Origin of the sequence: Sulfurimonas sp. (assembly GCF_016744025.1) — a bacterium.
Lineage (GTDB): Bacteria > Campylobacterota > Campylobacteria > Campylobacterales > Sulfurimonadaceae > Sulfurimonas.
Genome location: NZ_JADGFC010000036.1, coordinates 1 through 20316, shown reverse-complemented (window position 1 = coordinate 20316; position 20316 = coordinate 1). Strand labels below are relative to the sequence as shown.

The following is a 20316-nucleotide window of genomic DNA, read 5'->3' as shown; positions in this document are numbered from 1 at the left end:
GGTCTCTTTGTTTGTGGATGGGAATTATAGGGGGTTAATGCTTTGAAGTTTCTTAATCGGTTGAGAAGTTTCAATAAAGTGCTTTTAGTGTTTATTTTTTTGTAATAGATTAAAACAATAGGTATTATTCCCTTCTATATATAGGAGAAATTAAATCATTGTTGCTATGCATTAACTCTTTATATATAAAATTCATGTTAACAATATTATTATGAGGAAAAAAAATGGGACTTTATGATCGTGATTATGCAAGAGGTAACACTTCTGCTTATGAAAGCACTACTCGTAGTGACTCTCACATCATCTCTTTTGTTAAAGAGACATATAAACTGTTCGCAGCTTCTTTAATGGCTGGTGCAGTTGGCGCTTACGTTGGTGTTCCTCTTGCAGGAACAATTGCAGCTTGGTTTTTACCACTGTTTATTTTAGAGATTGGTCTTCTTATAGGACTACACTTTGTAAAGCATAAGCCAGGGATTAACCTTATGGTTATGTTTGGTTTTGTATTTATGACAGGTTTAATGCTTGCTCCTTTACTTGCAAGAACACTTGGTATGAGTGGTGGCGGTACTATTATTGGTAATGCTTTTGCTATGACATCTATTGTATTTGGAGCTATGAGCTTCTATGCTATTAAAACAACAAAAGACTTTACTAGTTATGGAAAGCCTTTAATGATTGCTCTTGTAGTAATTATAATATTTTCAGTTATTAACATTTTCTTAGGTAATCCTATGATTAGTGTTCTTATATCTGGTGCTGTTGTGTTTTTATTTAGTATCTTAGTTGTATATGACACACAAAATATTATGAAAGGTGCTTATGAAACTCCAATCGATGGAGCAATTGCACTTTATCTAGATTTTTTAAATATCTTTACTGCACTACTTCACCTATTTGGCATTTTCGGAAATGACGACTAGCGAGAAACTATCACCTGAACTTTTTCGGGTGATAGATGCAAACTTAAACCGCCTTAAAGAAGGTATTCGGGTTGTTGAAGATATCATGAGATATCGAGATAACAACAAAGACTTCTCTACTAAACTCAAAGAACTTAGACACAAATCCAGAATAGATGAGATTGATAAACTTCTTACATATAGAGACAGCATCAATGATGTACTTCGTCCAACTATTAAAAGTGAACTTAACCGTACTGATATTAAAAGCATTATTATTGCAAACTTCAAAAGAGCGCAAGAGTCTTCAAGAGTTTTAGAAGAACTATTTAAACTCCAAGATGCTACTTATAGTGAAAATTTTAAATATATAAGATATGAGTTGTATAACTTAGAAAAAGAGATAGTACTTCAAGAGCATAGTTAGCTCTTTTCTCCAAAGGCGAAGCTTTAGTAATTTGGACTTGTTAAATAATCTGAGACTATATAGTATTGATAAAGACTACCTCAAACTCTAGATACTTTAGAGGGTATTCTTGCATTAATTTTTTTGTCTGTTTATAGTCCAATACTTTTCTTGAACCACTTACCCCACTTCTTTTTATATACTTAAACATATCTCTAGTAGTTTCAAACTCTAACTTATACTCTACAACTTCAAAGTCTGCATCAAAATATTTCTTTTGTAATTTATCTAGCTCATCTGTATTTCTAAGAAGTGAATTCAAACCAGCTGTCTTATTTAATGTTTTAAAAGTATTGGAACTAAAAATTGCTAGTGAAACTGGAGTATTAAGACTTTTTATATTTTCAAATACCATATCAAGGTCTTGTGCCCATTGAAGGGCAGATGCTGAAAAGATATGATCGTACTTATATGTTAATAAGTTATAAAAAAGCGTTTTATCATTAAAATCACCATAAATACATTCACAGTTTTTTGCCTTTGGATGCAGTTCAAGCATTCCAGGAGCAAAATCTACACCTGTAAAGTGTTCATACTTCCAAGAAAGACTATCATGTAATGCTCCACTACCACAACCTAAGTCTAATATATTTTTAGGCTTATGTTTAACTTTTTTTATTAGTCTTTTTATAACCTTATTTTGAATGACGTTATACGAGCCATAATTATGTGCATGTTTAGAAAACTCTGAACTTACTTTCATTTCTTGTTAACAACTAATGAGATGATAAAAATGACTAAAACAGATAAAACTATAGTTGCTCCAGAAGGTAGTGAAAAGTGAAAAGAAAGTGTCATTCCAGATGCAACGCTTAGAAGTGCAAAAGCTAAAGAGATAAAAAGTGTTTTTGTAAAACCTTGTCTATACTGAAGAGCTGAGACAGTTGGAATCACCATAAGAGCACCAATCAATAGACTACCAACAACTCTAATAGATAAAGCAATAATAACTGCAACAATGCTAACAAGTAAAAAATTAAGAAGTTTTACCTTTATACCACTTGTTTTTGCCACCTCTTCATCATATGCAATAAAGTAAAAATCTTTTGAAAAGAGTAATAAAACACCGAGACACAAACTTCCAAAGATAGATATAGTTACTACATCATCACTACTAACAGAAAGTATAGAACCAAAAAGGTAGGAAAAAAGAGAGTTGTTAAATGCTCCACCTAATGAGACTATGATAACTGCTATGGCAAGTGAACCTGAGAGTAAAATAGCTAGTACTGCATCTGAGTAGAGTGAAAAATGAGCTCGAAGATACTCTATTAGCCATGCTGCGAGTATTGACACGATCACAGCCATCCAAAGAGGATTAAAGCCTGCGACTAAACCTACAGCTACACCAACTAAAGCTGAATGAGCAAGGGTTTCACTAATCATAGAATAACGACGCAGAACTATAAAGGTACCACTAACAGATGCAAGTACAGCGATAATCATACCTGCTAAAAAAGCTCTTTGCATAAAGTCATATTCAAACATTTCTAGCATCTATAACTCCTAATGCTCATGTTTATGGTTATGAAGTAGATGTGCTTCCATTCCATATAACTCACTCATTTCTTCACAGCTTAGAGCTTCTTTTGGGTTATTACAGATAATAGCTTTTTGATTTATAGTAAAAAGTCGGGCAATATCATCAGCAATTACACCAATATCATGAGTGATAAAAACTATAGTAATTTTGTCCTCTTTATTTAATTGTCTTAAAAGAGCATAAAATCTTTTTTGAGACACCATATCTACACCAGTATTAGGTTCATCTAAAATCAAAATCTCTGGTTTAGATGCCAAAGCTCTAGCACACATTACTCTTTGTCTTTGTCCACCTGAGAGAGTACCTATCATCTTATCTTTTAAATCGTATACATCCATCTTTTTCATTGCATCTAAAACACAAGCTCTATCTTCTTGACTTAATTTTGAAAAAAGTTTTCTTTGAGAAGTTCTTCCCATATTTACGACATCTTCTACAGTTCCAGGGAAATTTGCATCTACATGTGTTGCGCGTTGTGGAACATAACCAATTTTATACCACTCTTTAAAATCTTTTATGCGTTTGCCAAAGATTTTAACCTCTCCTTTTGTTGGTTTTTCAAGACCTAGAAGAACCCTTATAAGAGTTGTTTTTCCACCACCATTTGGTCCAATGATTGCAATATACTCTGCATTGAAGATTTCTAAAGAGATATCCGAGAGTACATCTTGTCCTCCAGCACTAAAGCATAGATTTTTTACATCAAAGATTGGCAGGGTAAATTTCATTTACATTCCAGAGCTTTAGATATTTTTTCTAAATTAACTAGCATTATGTCTTCATAACTAAGGTTTTGTTCTGCTTCATCTACTGTAATATTTCCAAGTGGCTGAAGTACATCAACACTTACCTTAGCTTCAAGAGCTATACTTTTCATAGCCTTATCACTTACAAAACTTTCAAAAAATACAGTTTTAACATCATATTCTCTTACATGCTCTATTAGATTAACCATACTTTTTGCACTTGGCTGTGCATCCGGAGAAAGACCACTTAATGCTTCTACATGAAAACCGTAGCGACTGCTCAGATAAGAAAAAGCGTTATGATTTACAATTATTGTCTCTTTTGTACACTCTTGAAGTGCTTGTTTATATTTAGCATCTATTGATTGAAGTTTTTCTATATATTTTTCACTATTAGATTTATACAAGTCAGCATTTGCTGGAGAAAGCTCTCTGAACTCTTTACTTATCAACTGTGTAGCTATAATCATATTTTGAATATCTAACCAATAGTGAGGATCAACTGTTTCATCTCCATGTTCGTGGGCATGTTCTTCATGTTCATCCTCTGCATCTGGCTCTAAAAGTTTTACAGATTTGCTCATGTCTATAACTTTTGATTTAAATTCAAAAGATTTAGTCCATGGTTCAAGTCCTGCACCACTATATACAATAAGTTCACTTCCTAATATTTTCGCCATGAGCTTTGGAGTTGGCTCGAAACTATGAGCGTCCACACCTAATGGTAAAATCATAACTAAGTCTAAAGTCTCTTGTGAAATACTTTTTGCTATGTCATATAGAGCAAATGTACTAAGGGCTATAGCAGGTTTTGTATTTTGAGCTTCTAGCTTTGCATCTTCTCTTGATACATACATCTGTAAAAGGAAAACAACAACAACTAATACAAATATAATGTTTCTAAAATCTTTCATAATTATCCAAATAATTTTTTGAAATTATACCTTAAATTGTATTATCATGTTTTTTTGGGTATAATTCGCCACTTTTTAAACTTAGGATATATAAATGACAACTAGTTTTTTACTTATTGTTCAGATAATTTTAGTTGTGATACTAGTAATAGCTGTACTTCTACAAAAAAGCTCAAGCATTGGTCTTGGCGCATATAGTGGCTCAAATGAGTCTGTTTTTGGAGCAAAAGGGCCAAGTGCTTTTTTAGCGAAGGCTACTTTTCTTATTGGTTTCTTATTTGTTTCAAATACAATTGCCTTAGGTTACCTATACTCTAGCACAGCACAAACTTCAGTAGTTGACAATATGATTGAAACTACAAATGTAATAGCTCCAACAGCTATTACACCAGTTGAAGCTCCTGTAGCACCAGCTAAAGAAGAAACTCCTGCTGTAAAATAGTTGCATTTATGCAGCTGTTTTAAGCTATAAAACTCTCCCTTTTTTAAACACTTTTATATCATTTAAAAAAATTCTCGCTACAATATCATAATTATTTTTCAAATATTCAAGGAAAACAAATGATAAACGAGATATACAACGCATGTGAAACAAAGATGAAGTCAAGCATAGAACATATGCAAAGAGATTTTAAAACACTAAGAACAGGTAAGGTTACAACATCTGTTTTAGATAATGTGAAAATTGATTATTATGGAACGCCGACACCTCTTGACCAAGTTGGTTCTGTCATAGCTGTAGATGCAACAACTATAGTTGTAAATCCTTGGGAAAAAAACTTACTTTCAGACATCGAATCAGCAATTTCTGCAGGAAATGTTGGAGCATCCCCAAATAATGATGGTGATCAAATTAAACTATTTTTTCCAGCTATGACAGTTGAGCAGAGAAAAGAATCTGTTAAACAAATGAGAGGGATGGGTGAGAATGCTAAGGTTTCAATTAGAAACGATAGAAAAAACTCAAATGATCAAATTAAAAAACTTGAAAAAGATAAAGAGATTACTCAAGATGAGTCAAAATCTGCTCAGGACAAGATCCAAAAAACTACTGATAAATTTATAACAAATATCTATACAATCTTAAAAGATAAAGAATCTGAAATTTTAAAGGTTTAATCACAATGAATGTAAAACAAATATATATGGATGCTGACGCACTTTTAGATGGACACTTTAAACTAAGCAGTGGAAATCACTCTCAGTTTTATCTACAATCTGCAAAGGTTTTAGAAAATCCAAAAACAGCTAAACTACTTGCAGATGAACTTGCCCTTCAAATCAAAGCAAGTGGCCTTGAAATAGATACAGTTTGTGCTCCTGCACTTGGTGGCCTTATTGCTGGGTTTGCACTAGCTCAAGCACTAGACGTTCGTTTTATATTTGCTGAAAGAGTTGAGGGTGTAATGAATATCCGTAGAGGCTTTGAAGTAAGTAAGGGTGAAAAAGTTCTAATGTGTGAAGACATCATTACAACTGGTGGTTCTGCAATGGAAGCAGCATCTGTGGTTAAAGAACTTGGCGGAGAGATTGTTGGTGTTGCAGCACTTGCTAACCGTGGTTTTTGTAAACGTGAGAACAGTGATGTTGAAACTAAACCTAACTGCAAACTACCTCAAGATATTCCATTTTTTGCTCTTGCTGATTTTACATTTAAGATGTATGCTCCAGATGCATGCCCTTTATGTAAAGATGGTAGCGAAGCTATTAAACCAGGTAGTCGCGGGAATTAATACAAATTAAAATACAGCCTTAGCTGTATTTTAACTGACAACTCATCATTCTCTCAACAAGAACACGACCTACTTCAAGTTTTGAATCCACAACAACATTTATATCCAAACCACTTAGAGCCTTTTTATCTTCTAAAGAAGCAACTTTTACAATAAGATTAATATCTTTTGTATGTTTTAAAATAGCTTCACATATAGCTTTTTTCTTGTCTATATTGTCAAGTGTAACAATAATAGCCGCAGAGCTCTCAGCGTGAAGAGCTTCTAACATAGTAAGTTTAGACATATCTCCAAGATAAGCTTCTTTACCTTCGGCTAAAGCTTCTTGAACATGCTTAGGAGAGTTATCTATCACGACATAAGATGCACCAATTTCATCTAAATTTTTAGCAGCAAACTTACCTACGATGCTATATCCACAAAGTATTACATGATTTTTACGCGTAACAAAGTCAGAAGTATCTAAACCTAAGTATTCATGTTTAGTAATAGTACTTACTAATCTATTTATCCTAGATATAAAAAATGGAGTAACTATCATGGAAAAAATAACTACAAGAGTTAAAAGAGCTTCTAATTCTTTATCTAAAAGACCACCTACACTAGCGACTGCAAATATTACAAAAGAAAACTCTCCAACTTGAGATAAGGCTAGGGCAGTTTTAAGAGATAAAACATGAGAAGATGTAATACGAAGTAAAAGATACATAATCATACTTTTTAAAATTAGCACAAGTACAAATATACCTACGATTACACCAATATTATTTAAAAAATACAATACATCTACTTTCATTCCAACAACAATAAAGAATGTACCAAGTAGTATGTCTTTAAATGGAGCTATATCTAACTCAATCTTATGATGATACTTCGTTTCTGCAATAATCATGCCTGCTACAAAAGCACCAAGAGAGTATGTAAAACCCATAACAGATGCTAAGAGTGAAGCACTTACAACTATAAATAAAACCGACCCCATAAAAAGTTCATCAACTTCACTAGATGCAGAGAAATGCAAAAGCCAAGTCATAATTCTTTTCCCAACTACAAACATAATTGTCATAACTATCATAGCACTAACTATTGTGTCTCTCAAAATCACAGCAATTGACTGATCGCCTTCACTTATTAAAAAACCAAGTAAGATTAAAATAGGGATTACGATTATATCTTGGAAAATAAGTATTCCCGTTGCACGCTGACCATAAGGGTTATATATCTCTTTTGAACTTTTTAGATAACTTAGAACTACTGCTGTTGAGGAAAGTGCAAAAGCCAATGAAATGATAAGTGCAGAAATTGAGTCCAATGAAAATAGGTAATGGGCAATAGAGTAAACAACTAAAGTTGTAAAACCTACCTGCATAGAACCATTTAGAAATATCTCTATTTTCATACTATTCATTTTTCTCAAGGATATTTCAAGTCCTATAGTAAACATTAAAAAAACTATACCGAATTCACCAATGTGTTCTAGCGTACCTGAGTTATTCATATCTCTTAGGTCAAATGCATATACCATGATGGTACCAGTTAAAATATAACCTATAATTTGTGAAACACCAAGACGTTTTAAAAAGATGTTTAATACTGTAGAAACACCTAAAGCCATCACAATATAAAGTAGAGCAGTATCCATTTAGACCCTTATTGATTTATTTTCATATATTATATACTATCTTTTCTAAATACGACTATACAGATTTTAAGAGATTCTATACTATAATTCGCGATTATTAAAATACTTTTGGAGTTTATGCATGACTAAATACATTTTTGTTACCGGTGGGGTTTTGAGCTCTCTTGGAAAAGGGATTACGGCTGCTAGTGTTGGTACTTTACTTAAACACTCTGGTAAAAAAGTGGGTATGCTAAAAATCGATCCATATATCAATGTTGACCCTGGAACTATGAGTCCATTAGAGCATGGTGAAGTTTTTGTTACTAAAGATGGCGCAGAGACTGACCTTGACATTGGAAACTATGAAAGATTTCTTGACAGTTCTTACCTAAAGTCAAGCAACTTCACAACTGGTCAAGTTTACTCAAGTGTTATTGAGCGTGAGCGTGCAGGTGGATACCTTGGTCAGACTATTCAAGTAGTTCCTCATATTGTTGGAGAAATCGTAAACCGTATCAAACTTGCCGGAAAAGGTCATGACATACTTGTTGTAGAGCTTGGTGGAACTGTTGGTGATATAGAAGGTCTTCCTTTCATGGAAGCAATTCGTCAAATGAAGCACGATGACGAGGTTGCTGGAACTTTTTTCATTCACGTAACACTTATTCCTTACATCAAAGCTGCTGGCGAGATGAAGTCTAAACCGACTCAACACTCTGTTCAAGAGCTTCGTCGTATCGGGATAACTCCTCAGATGCTTATTGCAAGAAGTGAAAGACCTCTTCCTAAGACTTTCAAGAAGAAACTTGCTATGAGTTGTGATGTAGCTAATGACAGTGTTATCGAAGCACTGGATGCTGCAACTATCTATGATATTCCTGTTACATTTTTAAGACAACATATTTTAAAACCAATCTCAAAAGAGCTAGATCTTGGTGAACTAGACCCTGACATGGAAGAGTGGGATTCTTTAGTTAAGAAAATCGTTCAGCCTAAAAACCGTACAGTTATTGGTTTTGTTGGAAAATATCTTGAACTTAAAGAAGCTTACAAATCTTTAACTGAATCACTTATTCACTGTGGTGCGAATCTAGACACTAGAGTTGATATTTGCTGGGTTGATTCTGAAGAAGTTGAAGAGAGAGGTGCTGAGGCACTTCTTAGTGACTGTGACTCTGTTTTAGTTGCAGGCGGTTTTGGTTCTCGTGGTGTTGAGGGTAAAATTCAAGCTATTGAGTACGCTCGTGTAAACAATGTTCCATATCTTGGTATCTGTCTTGGAATGCAGTTAACACTTGTTGAGTATGCTAGAAATGTTCTTGGTCTTGAGGGTGCTAACTCTATAGAATTTGATGAGAATACACCGCATCCAATGGTTTATCTAATTGATAACTTTTTAGACCAAAGTGGTGGAACTCAACTAAGAACTCATAAATCACCAATGGGTGGGACTTTAAGACTTGGAGAATACCCTTGTAATACAAAAAAAGGTTCTATTTTAAGAAGTGCGTATAATGGCGAAAAAACTATACACGAGAGACATCGCCATCGTTATGAAGCAAATCCTGCTTATCGTAAACAGTTAGAAAAAGCTGGCATGATTGTTACAGGAGAGTCTAATGGTCTTATTGAGACTGTTGAGATAGAAGGTCATCCTTGGTTCTTAGGTGTTCAATTTCACCCTGAATTTACTTCAAGACTTCAAACTCCAAACCCATCAATATTAGCATTTGTTGAAGCATCATTGAGTGCTGAATAATAAATACCTAATATAACAGCAAAAGGGACTAACTACCTTTTGCTTTGCTAAGGCCGCTATGGTCATTAAAGCTAGAGATATTTTATATGTCCTAAAAGAGTCTAACATTGCAAACACTAACTAAACAAAAACTTTTTGAGATACTTTCTAGTCGTTTCGAAGGTGAAGATAAAAAACTCTCACAAATCCCAAACCCTGCTTTACTTCAAGATGCCAATAAGTCTGCTAAAAGAATAGCTGATGCTATAAGAGAAAATAAAAAGATAACACTTGTCGGTGATTACGATGTTGATGGTGTAACTTCTACTGCAATTATGGTAGATTTTTTTAAGCGTATTCCATACCCTCTAGATGCAATCATACCAAATCGTTTTAAAGATGGTTATGGAGTGAGTCCAACTGTTTTACAAAGGATAGATGCAGACCTTGTTATAACAGTAGATAATGGCATCTCAGCTCTTGAAGCAGCTCGCATCTGTAAAGAAAAAAATATAGATCTTATAATTACAGATCATCACACTCCTGGAGATACTCTTCCAGATGCTTACTCTATAGTAGACCCAAAGCTTGAATCTTGTGAGTATCCATTTAAAGAAATATGTGGAGCACAAGTAGCTTGGTTACTTTTAGCACTAGTAAAAAAAGAACTACAACTCTCTATCGATATGAAACAATTTTTAGATATCTTAGCAATTGCAATTATTGCTGATATCATGCCTTTAATAGATATAAATAGAACTCTTGTAAAAGAGGGCTTAAAAGTTTTAATGAGCTCAGATAGACCGGCATCTAGAATCATCAGAGATTTTTTAAATAAGTCAGTTATCACTTCTGAGGATATAGCTTTTCAAATAGCCCCTAGAATAAATTCTGCCGGAAGACTAGAAGATGCTCATATTGCATTAGACTTTTTTACAGCAGTAGATGCTAACAAGGCATATAAACAGTTTGAACTTCTAGGTCAACTTAATGATTTGAGAAAAGAAACAGAGGCAGAAGCAACTAAAGAAGCAATACAAGAAGCTGACCCAGATGCAGATGTAATAGTTGTAGCAAAAGAGAATTGGCATGAAGGTGTAGTTGGCATCGTAGCTGCTAGACTAGTAGATAAATTTGGCAAGCCTGCCATTGTTTTGAGTTGTGAGAATGGAATTGCCAAAGGAAGTGCTAGAAGTATTGGAGAAGTCAGTATTTACGAGCTTATTAAGGCTAATGAACACTTGTTAACTAAATTTGGTGGTCATAAAATGGCGGCTGGTTTAGGGCTAAAAGAAGAAAATATAGATACTTTTAGAGATGCAATAAATGTAACTGCTTCCACTATAGACCCAGCTGATTTTATACCAAAAGATAAAGTTATGGGAATTCTCTCGAGTGAAGATATAGATTTTGAGCTTCTCCATCTACTAGAAAACTTTGAACCATATGGAGAGGCCAATCATCGTCCATCATTTTTACTTAAAGATGCAGAGGTTGTAAGCATCAAAACTATGGGTAAAGATAAATCCCATTGTCGGATTACATTAAGACAATTTCCCCATGATAGAAAAACTTTAGAACTTATTTTATTTAGACAGGTTTTAGAAATGCCAGCTAATAGAAAAGTCTCTTGTAGTTATACAATCACCAAAAATGAGTTTAATGGAAAGGTTTCGTTACAACTTCTTGTTAATAAAATCTATTAAACTTATTTTTATTATCACTTTCAACACTATCTTCTGATTATTTTTATGATATACTTTGTGATACTTTTATGATAAAAGGGAAAAAACATGAAGAGAATAATCGCACTTTCAACAGTTGCTATTTTAAGTACAGCATTATATGCTGAAGTAGATGCAGACACTCAGGCATTAATTGACGACTTAAGTAAAAAAATAGAAAAACTTGAGAAAAAACAGAAAAAAAATACAAAAAAATTAAGTAAAGTTAATTCACTTGCTGCAAAAGACAACCTCAAATTTGATGTTGATCTAAGAACTGCATATGATAATATTCAATATAAATCTACTGGCGGAACTAAGTATAGTAATGATGCTTTATACTCAACTCGTCTATGGTTAGGTATGGGATATGCTCCAACATCTACTATGACATTTAAAGGTCAACTATCATATCACAAAGCTTTCGGTGCTAGTTACAATAATCAACGTGGAGAAGGTTTTGATAGTTTTGACTGGGTTGTTAATGAAAGTTTAACTGATGACACTCTAAAGGTTAGAGAAGCATACTGGTTATGGACTCCTACTGTTGGGGGATTCCCAACAACATGGAGCGTTGGTCGTCGTCCTTCTACTAACGGTTATCTTATTAACCTTAGAGATGATGATAAAGCAAAATCTCCACTAGGTCACGTTATTAACATGGAATTTGATGGAGCTAGTGCTAGCGTTAGATTAGACAAGTATGTTCCAGGTATGTACGCTAAACTTTGTCTTGGTCGTGGTCTTACGAATGCAAGTGCAAAATTTGACAGCGATGGAACAGACTATGATCAGGATACTAGTTCTTTAGATAATATGGATTTAGCAGGTGTTATATTTCAACCATATGATGATGGTCAATATTCTGTAATGACAAACTATTATCGTGGATTTAATGTAATAGGATACGAAGGTTCTTCTATTAGTTCTTTAGGGAATATGGATGGAGCTGCAATATCTGCTAAAATAGATGGTATTGGTAATGAAATAAATGACTTCCTAGATGAAACAATAGTCTTTGCTTCATTCGCAATGAGTCAAACAAGACCAGATGACATAGCAATGCTAGGAAGTTTGGATCAAAAAACTGGTACGTCTTACTGGATTGGTACTCAGATGCCAAACTTAACTGGTGGTAAATTTGGTTTAGAGTTTAACCATGGTTCAAAATACTGGAGACCATTTACTTACGGTGAGGATACAATGATAGGTTCTAAAATGGCCACTCGTGGTAATGCTTATGAAGCTTACTGGACTCAACCAATTATAAAAGATGTTTTTTCTATGCAAATTAGATATACATATTTAGATTATGAGTATAGTGGTTCAAATGCTTTCTTTGGAGATAATGGAACACCTAATGATATTGATTCAAATGATGCTTATATCACAACTTCGCAAGATATTCGTCTATACTTCAGATATAGATATTAGATATTTTTAAAGAGCTCTTATGAGCTCTTTATCTTAAATAGATAAATCATATTAACTTATAATTATTATAACTAAAAAGTCTTCTAAGCCCCTTATCTAAAGCACTTGGGAATTTTATGAAATTATTATTTGATTATATTATGCATATAATAAATAGAATAGTCTACAAATAATCACATTTTTATTACATATTCTTGTAAAATTAACGAATTAAGCAATTTTTAAAAAAAAATTAAGCCTCTAGAATGTACAATCATCACACTTTTATCAAATTACGGGGGAAGAAATATGAAAAAAAGCGAAATATTAGAAGAGATTTTAGCTGAAGTTGATAAGCATCCGGAGATTATGTCACGTCGAGATGCTATGAAATATTTAACTATGTCTCCATTAGCTGCATCTATTCTTGCAAGTGCAACTGTTGGAACATCTACTGTTAGTGCGTCAAATGTAAAAGGGAAAATTCTTATTGTTGGTGGTGGCTTATCTGGTATGAGTACAGCAGCAAGACTTAACAACACTATATCAGATGCTGATATTACTGTTATTGAGCCAGATCCTTTGTCGTGTTCTTACCAACCTGGGCAAACACTAGTAGCTGCAGGTATCTGGGACAGAAGTGAAATCGTTTATAAAAGAGACGATAAACTCCCAGATGGTGTTGAACTTATCAAAGGTTCAGTTACTGCATTTGATCCGGATAACAACTCTGTTACTGTTGATGGTTCAAAAGAAATTTCTTATGATCAAATCATTATAGCTACTGGTCTTGTACTTAATTATGCTGCTATTGATGGTCTAGATGGTGTTATAACTTCTGCTGGAAAAGATAATGCTGCAACAAGAGTAAAAATTGGTAAAAATGGAGTTCACTCTATATATTTCCAAGATGGTGCAGAGGATACATATAAAGGTATCCAAGAGTTAATTGCTAAAGCTAAAGCTCATACAGGTCCTGAAAAACTACAAGCTGTGTTTACACACCCTAATACTCCTATTAAGTGTGGTGGTGCTCCTAAAAAAATCATGTATCTTACAAATGCTCGTCTTGAAGAGGCTGGTGTTAGAGATAAAGTTGAGTTAACTTTTTATCCAAATGGTGGAAAAATGTTCGGTGTACCTGAATATCACGAAGCTATTGTAGAACAGTATAAAGAGAGAGGTTTCAAATGGCACTATGCTCATAACCTTACTAAAATTGACACAGATGCTAAAATAGCTACTTTCAACCATCACTGGAAAGAAAAAGGTGCTTGGGATGAAGATTTAGAAGAGTATGGAATTGAACTTAAGAGTGAACCTGTTGAAGTTAAATATGACTTCATTCACATTACTCCACCTATGAAAGCTCCAGATGTTGTTGCTCAATCAAAAATTGGCTCATCTAAAGGCTGGGTACCAGTTACAAAAGAGACTCTACAGCATGTTAAATATAAGAATGCATGGTGTTTAGGTGATGTTGCAGCTGTTCCAATGGGTAAAACTGGTGGATCTGCTCGTAAGCAATATAGAGTTGTTGTTGACAATGTTATTGCAAGTATGGAAGGTAAAACTACACTACCTGCTAAGTATCACGGTTATACTGTTTGTCCACTTATCACTAGTATCGGTACAGTTATGTTAGCTGAGTTCAACTGGACTAAAAAACCAACACCATTTGTTCCACTTGACCCTACACAAGAGAGATGGATTTGGTGGTTGTTAAAAGTTTATGCACTTAAACCAATGACAGTAATCGGTATGCTTAGCGGAAAAGCTTAATATAAAAATATATTCAGGAGAACAAAATGATAAAACAAATAAGTACAATTGCACTTGCAACAATAGCTTTAGTATTACTAACTGCTTGTAGTGGCGGAGAAAAAGCTGCTGAAGTTAAAACATACAAATATACGACTGTACAAGTTTATGAAAAATCTTGTATTAAGTGTCATGGTAAATTTGGAGAGGGTAATCCTGCCAAAAAAACTCCTGCATTAAATGATAGATCTGCTGGTGAAATGGCTCAAGATTTATATGATGTAAAAAATGGTGGAACGAACCAGTCATCTGGTACAGATCATGAAATCATGGAACACAATATGCAAAAACTTGTAGACCAAGGTTTTGACTATGATATAGATTCTATGGCAGAATTTTTATCATACTTAGTTAAAAAGAAATAGTCATAATATACTTTAAAAGAAGATGGTGATTAGTTTCACTATCTTCTTTTATTTTCAAGGTTCATATAATAAATACTAGGATTAATAATTGAACAAAAGAAAAGGTTATGTTTTTGTATGGCCAATCTATACAAGAATTATTCACTGGTTAATCGCTTCATCTTTTGCCCTTGCTTTTATATTCTCTCTCAAAGAAAATTTACTTAATTTACATGTTGCTGTTGGTATTATATTTGGATTAATGCTTCTTTACAGAATTATTTGGGGTTTTGTAGGTCCTCAATATGCTAAATTTTCTACTTTTAAACTATCACTCTCAAAACTAAAACTTTACTTTCTTGAAAAGGTTCAAAATCGTTGGAGAAATATTCCAGCAGGACATAATGCAGCTTCTAGTTGGTTCACTATAATTGTATTAGGTGTTGGTTCTATCATATCAATAACTGGTCTTTTATTATATGGGATACAAGAGGGTAAAGGATACCTTGGTTATTTAAATGATGAATATTATATGTATATGTTTATTCTATTTGATATTCACATGTATGCATCTTATACTCTGCTAGTATGGGTAATTATTCATATTTCAGGTGTACTTATAGAGCACTTCTATCATAAAACTGGTATGGTATTTGCCATGACAACGGGTTATAAAAAGACCCAAGGAGAAGACTCTAAAACTGGTAAATACAAAAGTGGACTTACGTACATTTTTTTAATAATATCCGCAATGGTATTTTTTGTATCTACTGATGGAAAATACAATCCTTTCGTCCTAAGTAAATATAAACAACATGACTATAAAAGAGAAGCTTTAGTTTATGATGCAGAGTGTTCAGCTTGTCACAAACTCTATCCTCCTTTTATGTTGCCAGATACTTCTTGGGATAGAATAAAAGATGGTTTAAGTAATCACTTTGGTGATGAAATCAGTCCAACTATGAAAAAAGAAGATAATAGAATTTCTTTAAATGAGCAAAAAGTAATTTTTAACTATCTTAAAAGACATTCAGCTGATAAAAGCACAAGAGAAATTTCTGTAAAAGTAATGAAGTCCTTAGATGGAGCTCGCGGACGTAAATCAATAACAAAAATAAAATACTGGAAAGATGTGCATGCCAATATTGCATCTGATGTATTTAGATCTGAAAATGTAAAGAGAAAAGCTAACTGTTTTGCATGCCATAAAAACTTCGAAAAAGGTGTAATAGAAGACATCGATATTAGTATTCCTTAATTATTTTTTAAAATATATTATTAGTTGAAGTTATTTATAAGATAAAATAAACTACAATTTTGTATCTTTATTTTTTGATAAAAATGTGTTAAATAATATATTCTTATAAGTTAAATAATTAAAAAAATAATAAAGGATACATCTTATGAAAGTAGAGATTTCAAGAAGAAAATTTCTTCAAGGAACTGTATCTATGAGTGTTGTTGGAGCAACAGCACTTAGTACAAGTCTTTTATCAAGTGAGGAAAGTTCTACGACTCTTCCAAAATCACTTCAAAACTCAAAAACAAATCATACTAACTCCTCTAAAGTAGCCACATTATGTGAAATGTGTGTTAACAAGTGTGCAGCAATCGCAAATGTTGAAAATGGAGTAGTAACTAAATTAGATCCAAACCCAATGTTTCCAAAATCACAAAATATGCTTTGTGCCAGAGGAAATGCAGGTATTCAAGCTCTTTATGATCCAGACCGTTTAAAATACCCCATGATAAGAATTGGTAAAAAAGGCGAAGGAAAGTTCAAACGTGTAACATGGGATGAAGCTTATGAAGCAGTACTTAATGGTACAGATGATTTTCCTGGTCTTGCTAAAATCTTAGAAGAAGAAGACAATAGATCAACAATTGGTTATTGTGCTGGCGAAGGTATGGCAGAACATACTTATAAAACATTTATGGCAAATAAATTTGGCTCTACCAACTTTATAAATCATGCTTCTATATGTTTGCAAACAGCAATTTCTGGTTATTCTTTAACAATTGGTGGATATGGTCAAGCAGATTTAGAAAATGCCAGATATGTGATTATGGCTGGAGCAAATAGAGCTGAGGCTATTGTAACACCAGATACTATGAATTTATTCAAGAGAACAAGAGGTAGAGGAACTAATCTAGTAGTTGTTGACCCAAGATATACAAATACAGCTATACATGCAGATACTTACCTTCAAATAAAACCCGGAACTGACTTAGCTCTAGTACTTGCTCTTACATATCATGCAATAAAAAAAGTGATCTATAATCAGACTTATGTAGAAAATAATTTTTCTGGCTTTGAAGAGTACAAAGATCACATTATTTCAAGTAACTATACTCCTGAGTGGGCATCTGAGATTACAGACATTCCAGCAACTCAGATAATGAAAATTGCTGAAGATTTTATGGCATATGCACCACAATCAATCTACTACCAAGGTCGTCGTACAACTTGGAGTCAAAATGATTTTCAACTACGACGTGCGCAAGCTATTTTTACAGCTTTAGGTGGTGGTATAGATATTAAGGGTGGAATAGTCTTTGGAAAAAAACTCCCTTTAGATGATCATGAAGTAAACACTCCCCTATATGCAAATGCACTAGGTCGAATTGAAAAAAAAGAAGCTAAAATTGTTGGGGCTTCAGGATCTTGGATTGCTTGGAGAAATATGATAGCAGAAGAAAGAGCATCTTATCCAGTAAGAGGCTTCTTTGTTTATAAGCAAAATCCTATGCTTAGTGTTCCTAACATTGCAAAAACAAAAACAATGTTAGAAAAACTTGATTTAGTTGTTGTAATAGACACTATGCCAAGTGATACTGTAATGTATGCAGATGTAGTTTTACCAGAATGTACATATCTTGAAAGAGAAGATCCTATAAAATCTTTTGCAGGAGCCGAGCCTGCAATAGTTCTAAGAAATAAAGTAATAGAACCTATGTATGAAACAAAACCAGTTATTGAGATAATGCGTGGACTGAGTAAAAAACTATCAAAACCTCTTTGGGAAATAACTAAAAAGTTTGATGAAGATGTTCAAGAAGAACTCGAAGATGCAGATAGTGAAGAAGAGTACTATGAAGAAGCGGGCTTTAATCTAACAGACGCTTTTACACATTCTCAAGAAGATATCAATAAACACATGTTTGTTCCAAAATATGGTGAAAAAGCATGGCAAATATTAAGAGAAAAAGGCGTTTTTTATCCTGAGATGGAAAATGGCTTTAAGAAAATTGATAACAATACATACCAATATTACCGAGAAGATAAAAAATACCATACTGTTATAAAACTCCAAGATGAGTCTCAACATGAGGCAATAGATACTTGTGTTAACCCTAGAGAAATTGCAGAATTAAAAAGAATTTTTAACACTTCAAGTAAAAAAGTCACGTGTTATCTTGCTAGTATGAAGAAAAAAGGTATTGACCCAATGCCTACTTGGCATGATAGTGAATATATAAAAGTTCCCGATGGGAAATTTAAATTTGTAACGGGTAGACATGCACAATTTACACAAAACTCTACTCAGAACAATACAATGCTATTAGAACTTATGAATGAAAACCATGTGTGGATAAACGACAAAGAAGCAAAAAAATTAAATATAAAGTTTGCAGATGTACTTGAGATTACAAGTAGTGTAGGTAAGGTAAGAATCAAGGCTTATCCAACTGCAAGAATAATTGCTCAAACTATATTTTATGTACACGGTTTTGGAGCACACTCTACAGGCTTAACATTTGCACATATGAATGGAGCAAGTGACAATCAAATTATTGAAGATAGAATTGAACCAATTTTTGGAAGTGCTATTATGCATGACACTATTGTTTCGATTAAAAAGGTCTAATGATGGAACATGTAAAAAATTATGCCATGGCATTAAACTATCAAAACTGTATTAACTGTAAAGGCTGTGAAGTAGCATGTAAAGAAGAAAATGGTGTTCAATTAGGCGCTGATAAACAAAGGATTTGGGTTGGTATGGTTGAAGGAAGTATTTTTGGAAAACCATTTGTAAATCTTTACCCATCACAATGTAATCACTGTATAGATGCTCCATGTGTAAGCGTTTGTCCAACAAATGCTAGCCATGTTGTTGATGGTGGGATTGTAAAAGTTGACCCTCAGAAGTGTATTTTATGTAAAGGTTGTATGGAAGCTTGTCCTTATGATGCTAGATTTATTGATGATGTAACAGTCGCTGTAGATAAGTGTACTTTCTGTGATCATCGCATCGAAGAGTATGGTACAACGTCTTGTCAAGCTACTTGTCCAACAAAAGTAAGATTATTTGGAGACTTAAATGATCCACAGAGTGATTTAGTAAAACTTTTAAAAACTAAAAAATTCTTCTTTCAAAAAGAGCAAGAGGGAACTCTTCCAAAACTATTTTACATTTTACCTGATGATGAAACATACGCGAGACAAAGTGTCTCCGCAGATACTTTAATACATACATGGGATGATATTACAAATTCTTATGGAATTATTGATGAGAAAAGGAGTTAGAGATGCAAACTACAAATATTCTTGGGCTTGAGATAAACAAACTAAGCATTAAAGTATTTTTATTCGATAAGACCCTACTTTTTGCTTATACATTAATTCTTCTTGCATGTTATGGTATGTACGAAATTATAAATGTTAGATATTTTAGTGGTGCTGTAAACGCGCATATGATTTCACTTGACCCTACTAATGAAGCATTAAAAGAGAGTCTTAGAACTGCTGTTTTTGGTGTAGTTGGAGAAGTTCATAGAGAAATACCATGGACACTATTTATTGCTAACTATATGTATATGATATATACAGGTAGTGGAATTATATTTTTAGTTGCCTTAGCTGAATTATTTGGTGTCCATTTAGTTGCTAAAACTGCTGCATCTTTTATGGTAGCTGGTATTTCAATGGTATTTGCCGGACTATTTACAATTGCAACAGACCTAAACCTACTAAATATGATTTGGATGTTTTTAGATCCAAACTACAATACTGGAATGTGGTTGATGCTACCTCTGTACAGCATATATATTCCTTTTGTTTTATTTGAAATATATTTAATCTTAACAAATAAGCGCGAATTAGCTAGAAAACTTGCTTTACCAATTTTACTTTTGAGTATTGGAGTTGACCTTGTTGAGTATTATATTCAAGCTAAATTATTCTCTATGAATACAGCTAGGCATCTATGGACCGAGTTTCCTGCTTTAATGCTTTACTTTATAATTTCCGCTTTTGTTTCTTCTTTAGGAGTAATGGGAACGCCAATTCTAAAATCAAGTGCAATTTTTTGAAAGTAAGTTGAAAGATAGGATTAATCGATAAT

At 33.4% G+C, this 20316-nt stretch carries 19 protein-coding genes; 14 read left to right on the top strand and 5 right to left on the bottom strand.

All coding sequences use genetic code 11. The features are described from left to right. Positions 1 to 224: 224 nt before the first annotated feature. Both QZZ48_RS07150 and QZZ48_RS07145 read left to right on the top strand, forming a co-directional pair. On the top strand, positions 225 to 923 hold the full coding sequence (locus QZZ48_RS07150; protein WP_294963681.1) for a Bax inhibitor-1/YccA family protein: 699 nt from the start codon (positions 225 to 227) through the stop codon (positions 921 to 923). Then, complete coding sequence (locus tag QZZ48_RS07145; RefSeq protein ID WP_294963678.1) at positions 913 to 1329, top strand: thiamine-phosphate pyrophosphorylase; 417 nt, start codon at positions 913 to 915, stop codon at positions 1327 to 1329. Before QZZ48_RS07150 ends, QZZ48_RS07145 begins: the two co-directional genes overlap by 11 nt. Before the next feature lie 55 nt (positions 1330 to 1384). On the opposite strand, the gene QZZ48_RS07140 is transcribed toward QZZ48_RS07145, so the two are convergent. From QZZ48_RS07140 to QZZ48_RS07125, 4 genes are read right to left on the bottom strand one after another with little or no spacing between them, the layout of a single operon-like run. Further along, on the bottom strand, positions 1385 to 2071 hold the full coding sequence (locus QZZ48_RS07140) for a methyltransferase domain-containing protein (RefSeq protein WP_294963675.1): 687 nt from the start codon (positions 2069 to 2071) through the stop codon (positions 1385 to 1387). Then, positions 2068 to 2865: a metal ABC transporter permease gene (locus QZZ48_RS07135; protein WP_294963674.1), complete on the bottom strand. Its 798-nt coding sequence runs from the start codon at positions 2863 to 2865 to the stop codon at positions 2068 to 2070. The genes QZZ48_RS07140 and QZZ48_RS07135 overlap by 4 nt, the downstream gene beginning before the upstream one ends. Before the next feature lie 9 nt (positions 2866 to 2874). Beyond that, positions 2875 to 3639: a metal ABC transporter ATP-binding protein gene (locus tag QZZ48_RS07130; protein ID WP_294963671.1), complete on the bottom strand. Its 765-nt coding sequence runs from the start codon at positions 3637 to 3639 to the stop codon at positions 2875 to 2877. Further along, positions 3636 to 4571 (bottom strand): metal ABC transporter substrate-binding protein, encoded by a 936-nt coding sequence (locus QZZ48_RS07125; protein ID WP_294963667.1) that lies wholly within the window; start codon positions 4569 to 4571, stop codon positions 3636 to 3638. The genes QZZ48_RS07130 and QZZ48_RS07125 overlap by 4 nt, the downstream gene beginning before the upstream one ends. Before the next feature lie 94 nt (positions 4572 to 4665). Here QZZ48_RS07125 and secG point away from each other — a divergent pair, with 94 nt between their 5' ends. The 3 genes from secG to pyrE all read left to right on the top strand — a co-directional run bounded on the left by secG (position 4666) and on the right by pyrE (position 6304). Continuing rightward, on the top strand, positions 4666 to 5013 hold the full coding sequence (gene secG / locus QZZ48_RS07120; RefSeq protein ID WP_294963664.1) for a preprotein translocase subunit SecG: 348 nt from the start codon (positions 4666 to 4668) through the stop codon (positions 5011 to 5013). Positions 5014 to 5132: 119 nt separating this feature from the next. Continuing rightward, positions 5133 to 5690 carry a ribosome recycling factor gene (gene frr, locus QZZ48_RS07115; protein WP_294963661.1) on the top strand — a complete coding sequence of 186 codons (558 nt, stop codon included), beginning with the start codon at positions 5133 to 5135 and terminating at the stop codon, positions 5688 to 5690. A 5-nt stretch (positions 5691 to 5695) separates the two neighbouring features. After that, entirely contained in the window at positions 5696 to 6304 is a 609-nt protein-coding gene (pyrE, locus tag QZZ48_RS07110) for an orotate phosphoribosyltransferase (RefSeq protein WP_294963659.1), read from the top strand. 19 nt (positions 6305 to 6323) lie between these two features. On the opposite strand, the gene QZZ48_RS07105 is transcribed toward pyrE, so the two are convergent. Beyond that, positions 6324 to 7946: a cation:proton antiporter gene (locus tag QZZ48_RS07105; protein ID WP_294963656.1), complete on the bottom strand. Its 1623-nt coding sequence runs from the start codon at positions 7944 to 7946 to the stop codon at positions 6324 to 6326. 121 nt (positions 7947 to 8067) lie between these two features. On the opposite strand from QZZ48_RS07105, the gene QZZ48_RS07100 reads away from it, so the two are divergent. The 9 genes from QZZ48_RS07100 (at position 8068) to QZZ48_RS07060 (ending at position 20284) form a co-directional block, all read left to right on the top strand. Further along, positions 8068 to 9687: a CTP synthase gene (locus QZZ48_RS07100; RefSeq protein ID WP_294963653.1), complete on the top strand. Its 1620-nt coding sequence runs from the start codon at positions 8068 to 8070 to the stop codon at positions 9685 to 9687. A gap of 107 nt (positions 9688 to 9794) precedes the next feature. Then, positions 9795 to 11372: a single-stranded-DNA-specific exonuclease RecJ gene (gene recJ, locus QZZ48_RS07095; protein ID WP_294963650.1), complete on the top strand. Its 1578-nt coding sequence runs from the start codon at positions 9795 to 9797 to the stop codon at positions 11370 to 11372. Between the two features lie 87 nt (positions 11373 to 11459). Next, complete coding sequence (locus tag QZZ48_RS07090) at positions 11460 to 12824, top strand: DUF3373 family protein (RefSeq protein WP_294963647.1); 1365 nt, start codon at positions 11460 to 11462, stop codon at positions 12822 to 12824. Positions 12825 to 13112: 288 nt separating this feature from the next. Beyond that, positions 13113 to 14585 (top strand): FAD-dependent oxidoreductase, encoded by a 1473-nt coding sequence (locus QZZ48_RS07085; RefSeq protein WP_294963645.1) that lies wholly within the window; start codon positions 13113 to 13115, stop codon positions 14583 to 14585. Between the two features lie 26 nt (positions 14586 to 14611). Further along, on the top strand, positions 14612 to 14989 hold the full coding sequence (locus tag QZZ48_RS07080) for a c-type cytochrome (protein ID WP_294963642.1): 378 nt from the start codon (positions 14612 to 14614) through the stop codon (positions 14987 to 14989). Between the two features lie 88 nt (positions 14990 to 15077). Next, positions 15078 to 16226: a cytochrome b/b6 domain-containing protein gene (locus QZZ48_RS07075; protein ID WP_294963639.1), complete on the top strand. Its 1149-nt coding sequence runs from the start codon at positions 15078 to 15080 to the stop codon at positions 16224 to 16226. A 145-nt stretch (positions 16227 to 16371) separates the two neighbouring features. After that, the gene (locus tag QZZ48_RS07070) at positions 16372 to 18837 is read left to right on the top strand and encodes a molybdopterin-dependent oxidoreductase (protein WP_294963636.1); all 2466 of its coding nucleotides are present in this window, start codon (positions 16372 to 16374) and stop codon (positions 18835 to 18837) included. A gap of 2 nt (positions 18838 to 18839) precedes the next feature. Then, complete coding sequence (locus QZZ48_RS07065; protein WP_294963633.1) at positions 18840 to 19499, top strand: 4Fe-4S dicluster domain-containing protein; 660 nt, start codon at positions 18840 to 18842, stop codon at positions 19497 to 19499. A 2-nt stretch (positions 19500 to 19501) separates the two neighbouring features. Then, positions 19502 to 20284, top strand: coding sequence for a hypothetical protein (locus QZZ48_RS07060; RefSeq protein ID WP_294963631.1), 783 nt, complete (start codon positions 19502 to 19504; stop codon positions 20282 to 20284). Positions 20285 to 20316 lie beyond the last annotated feature (32 nt).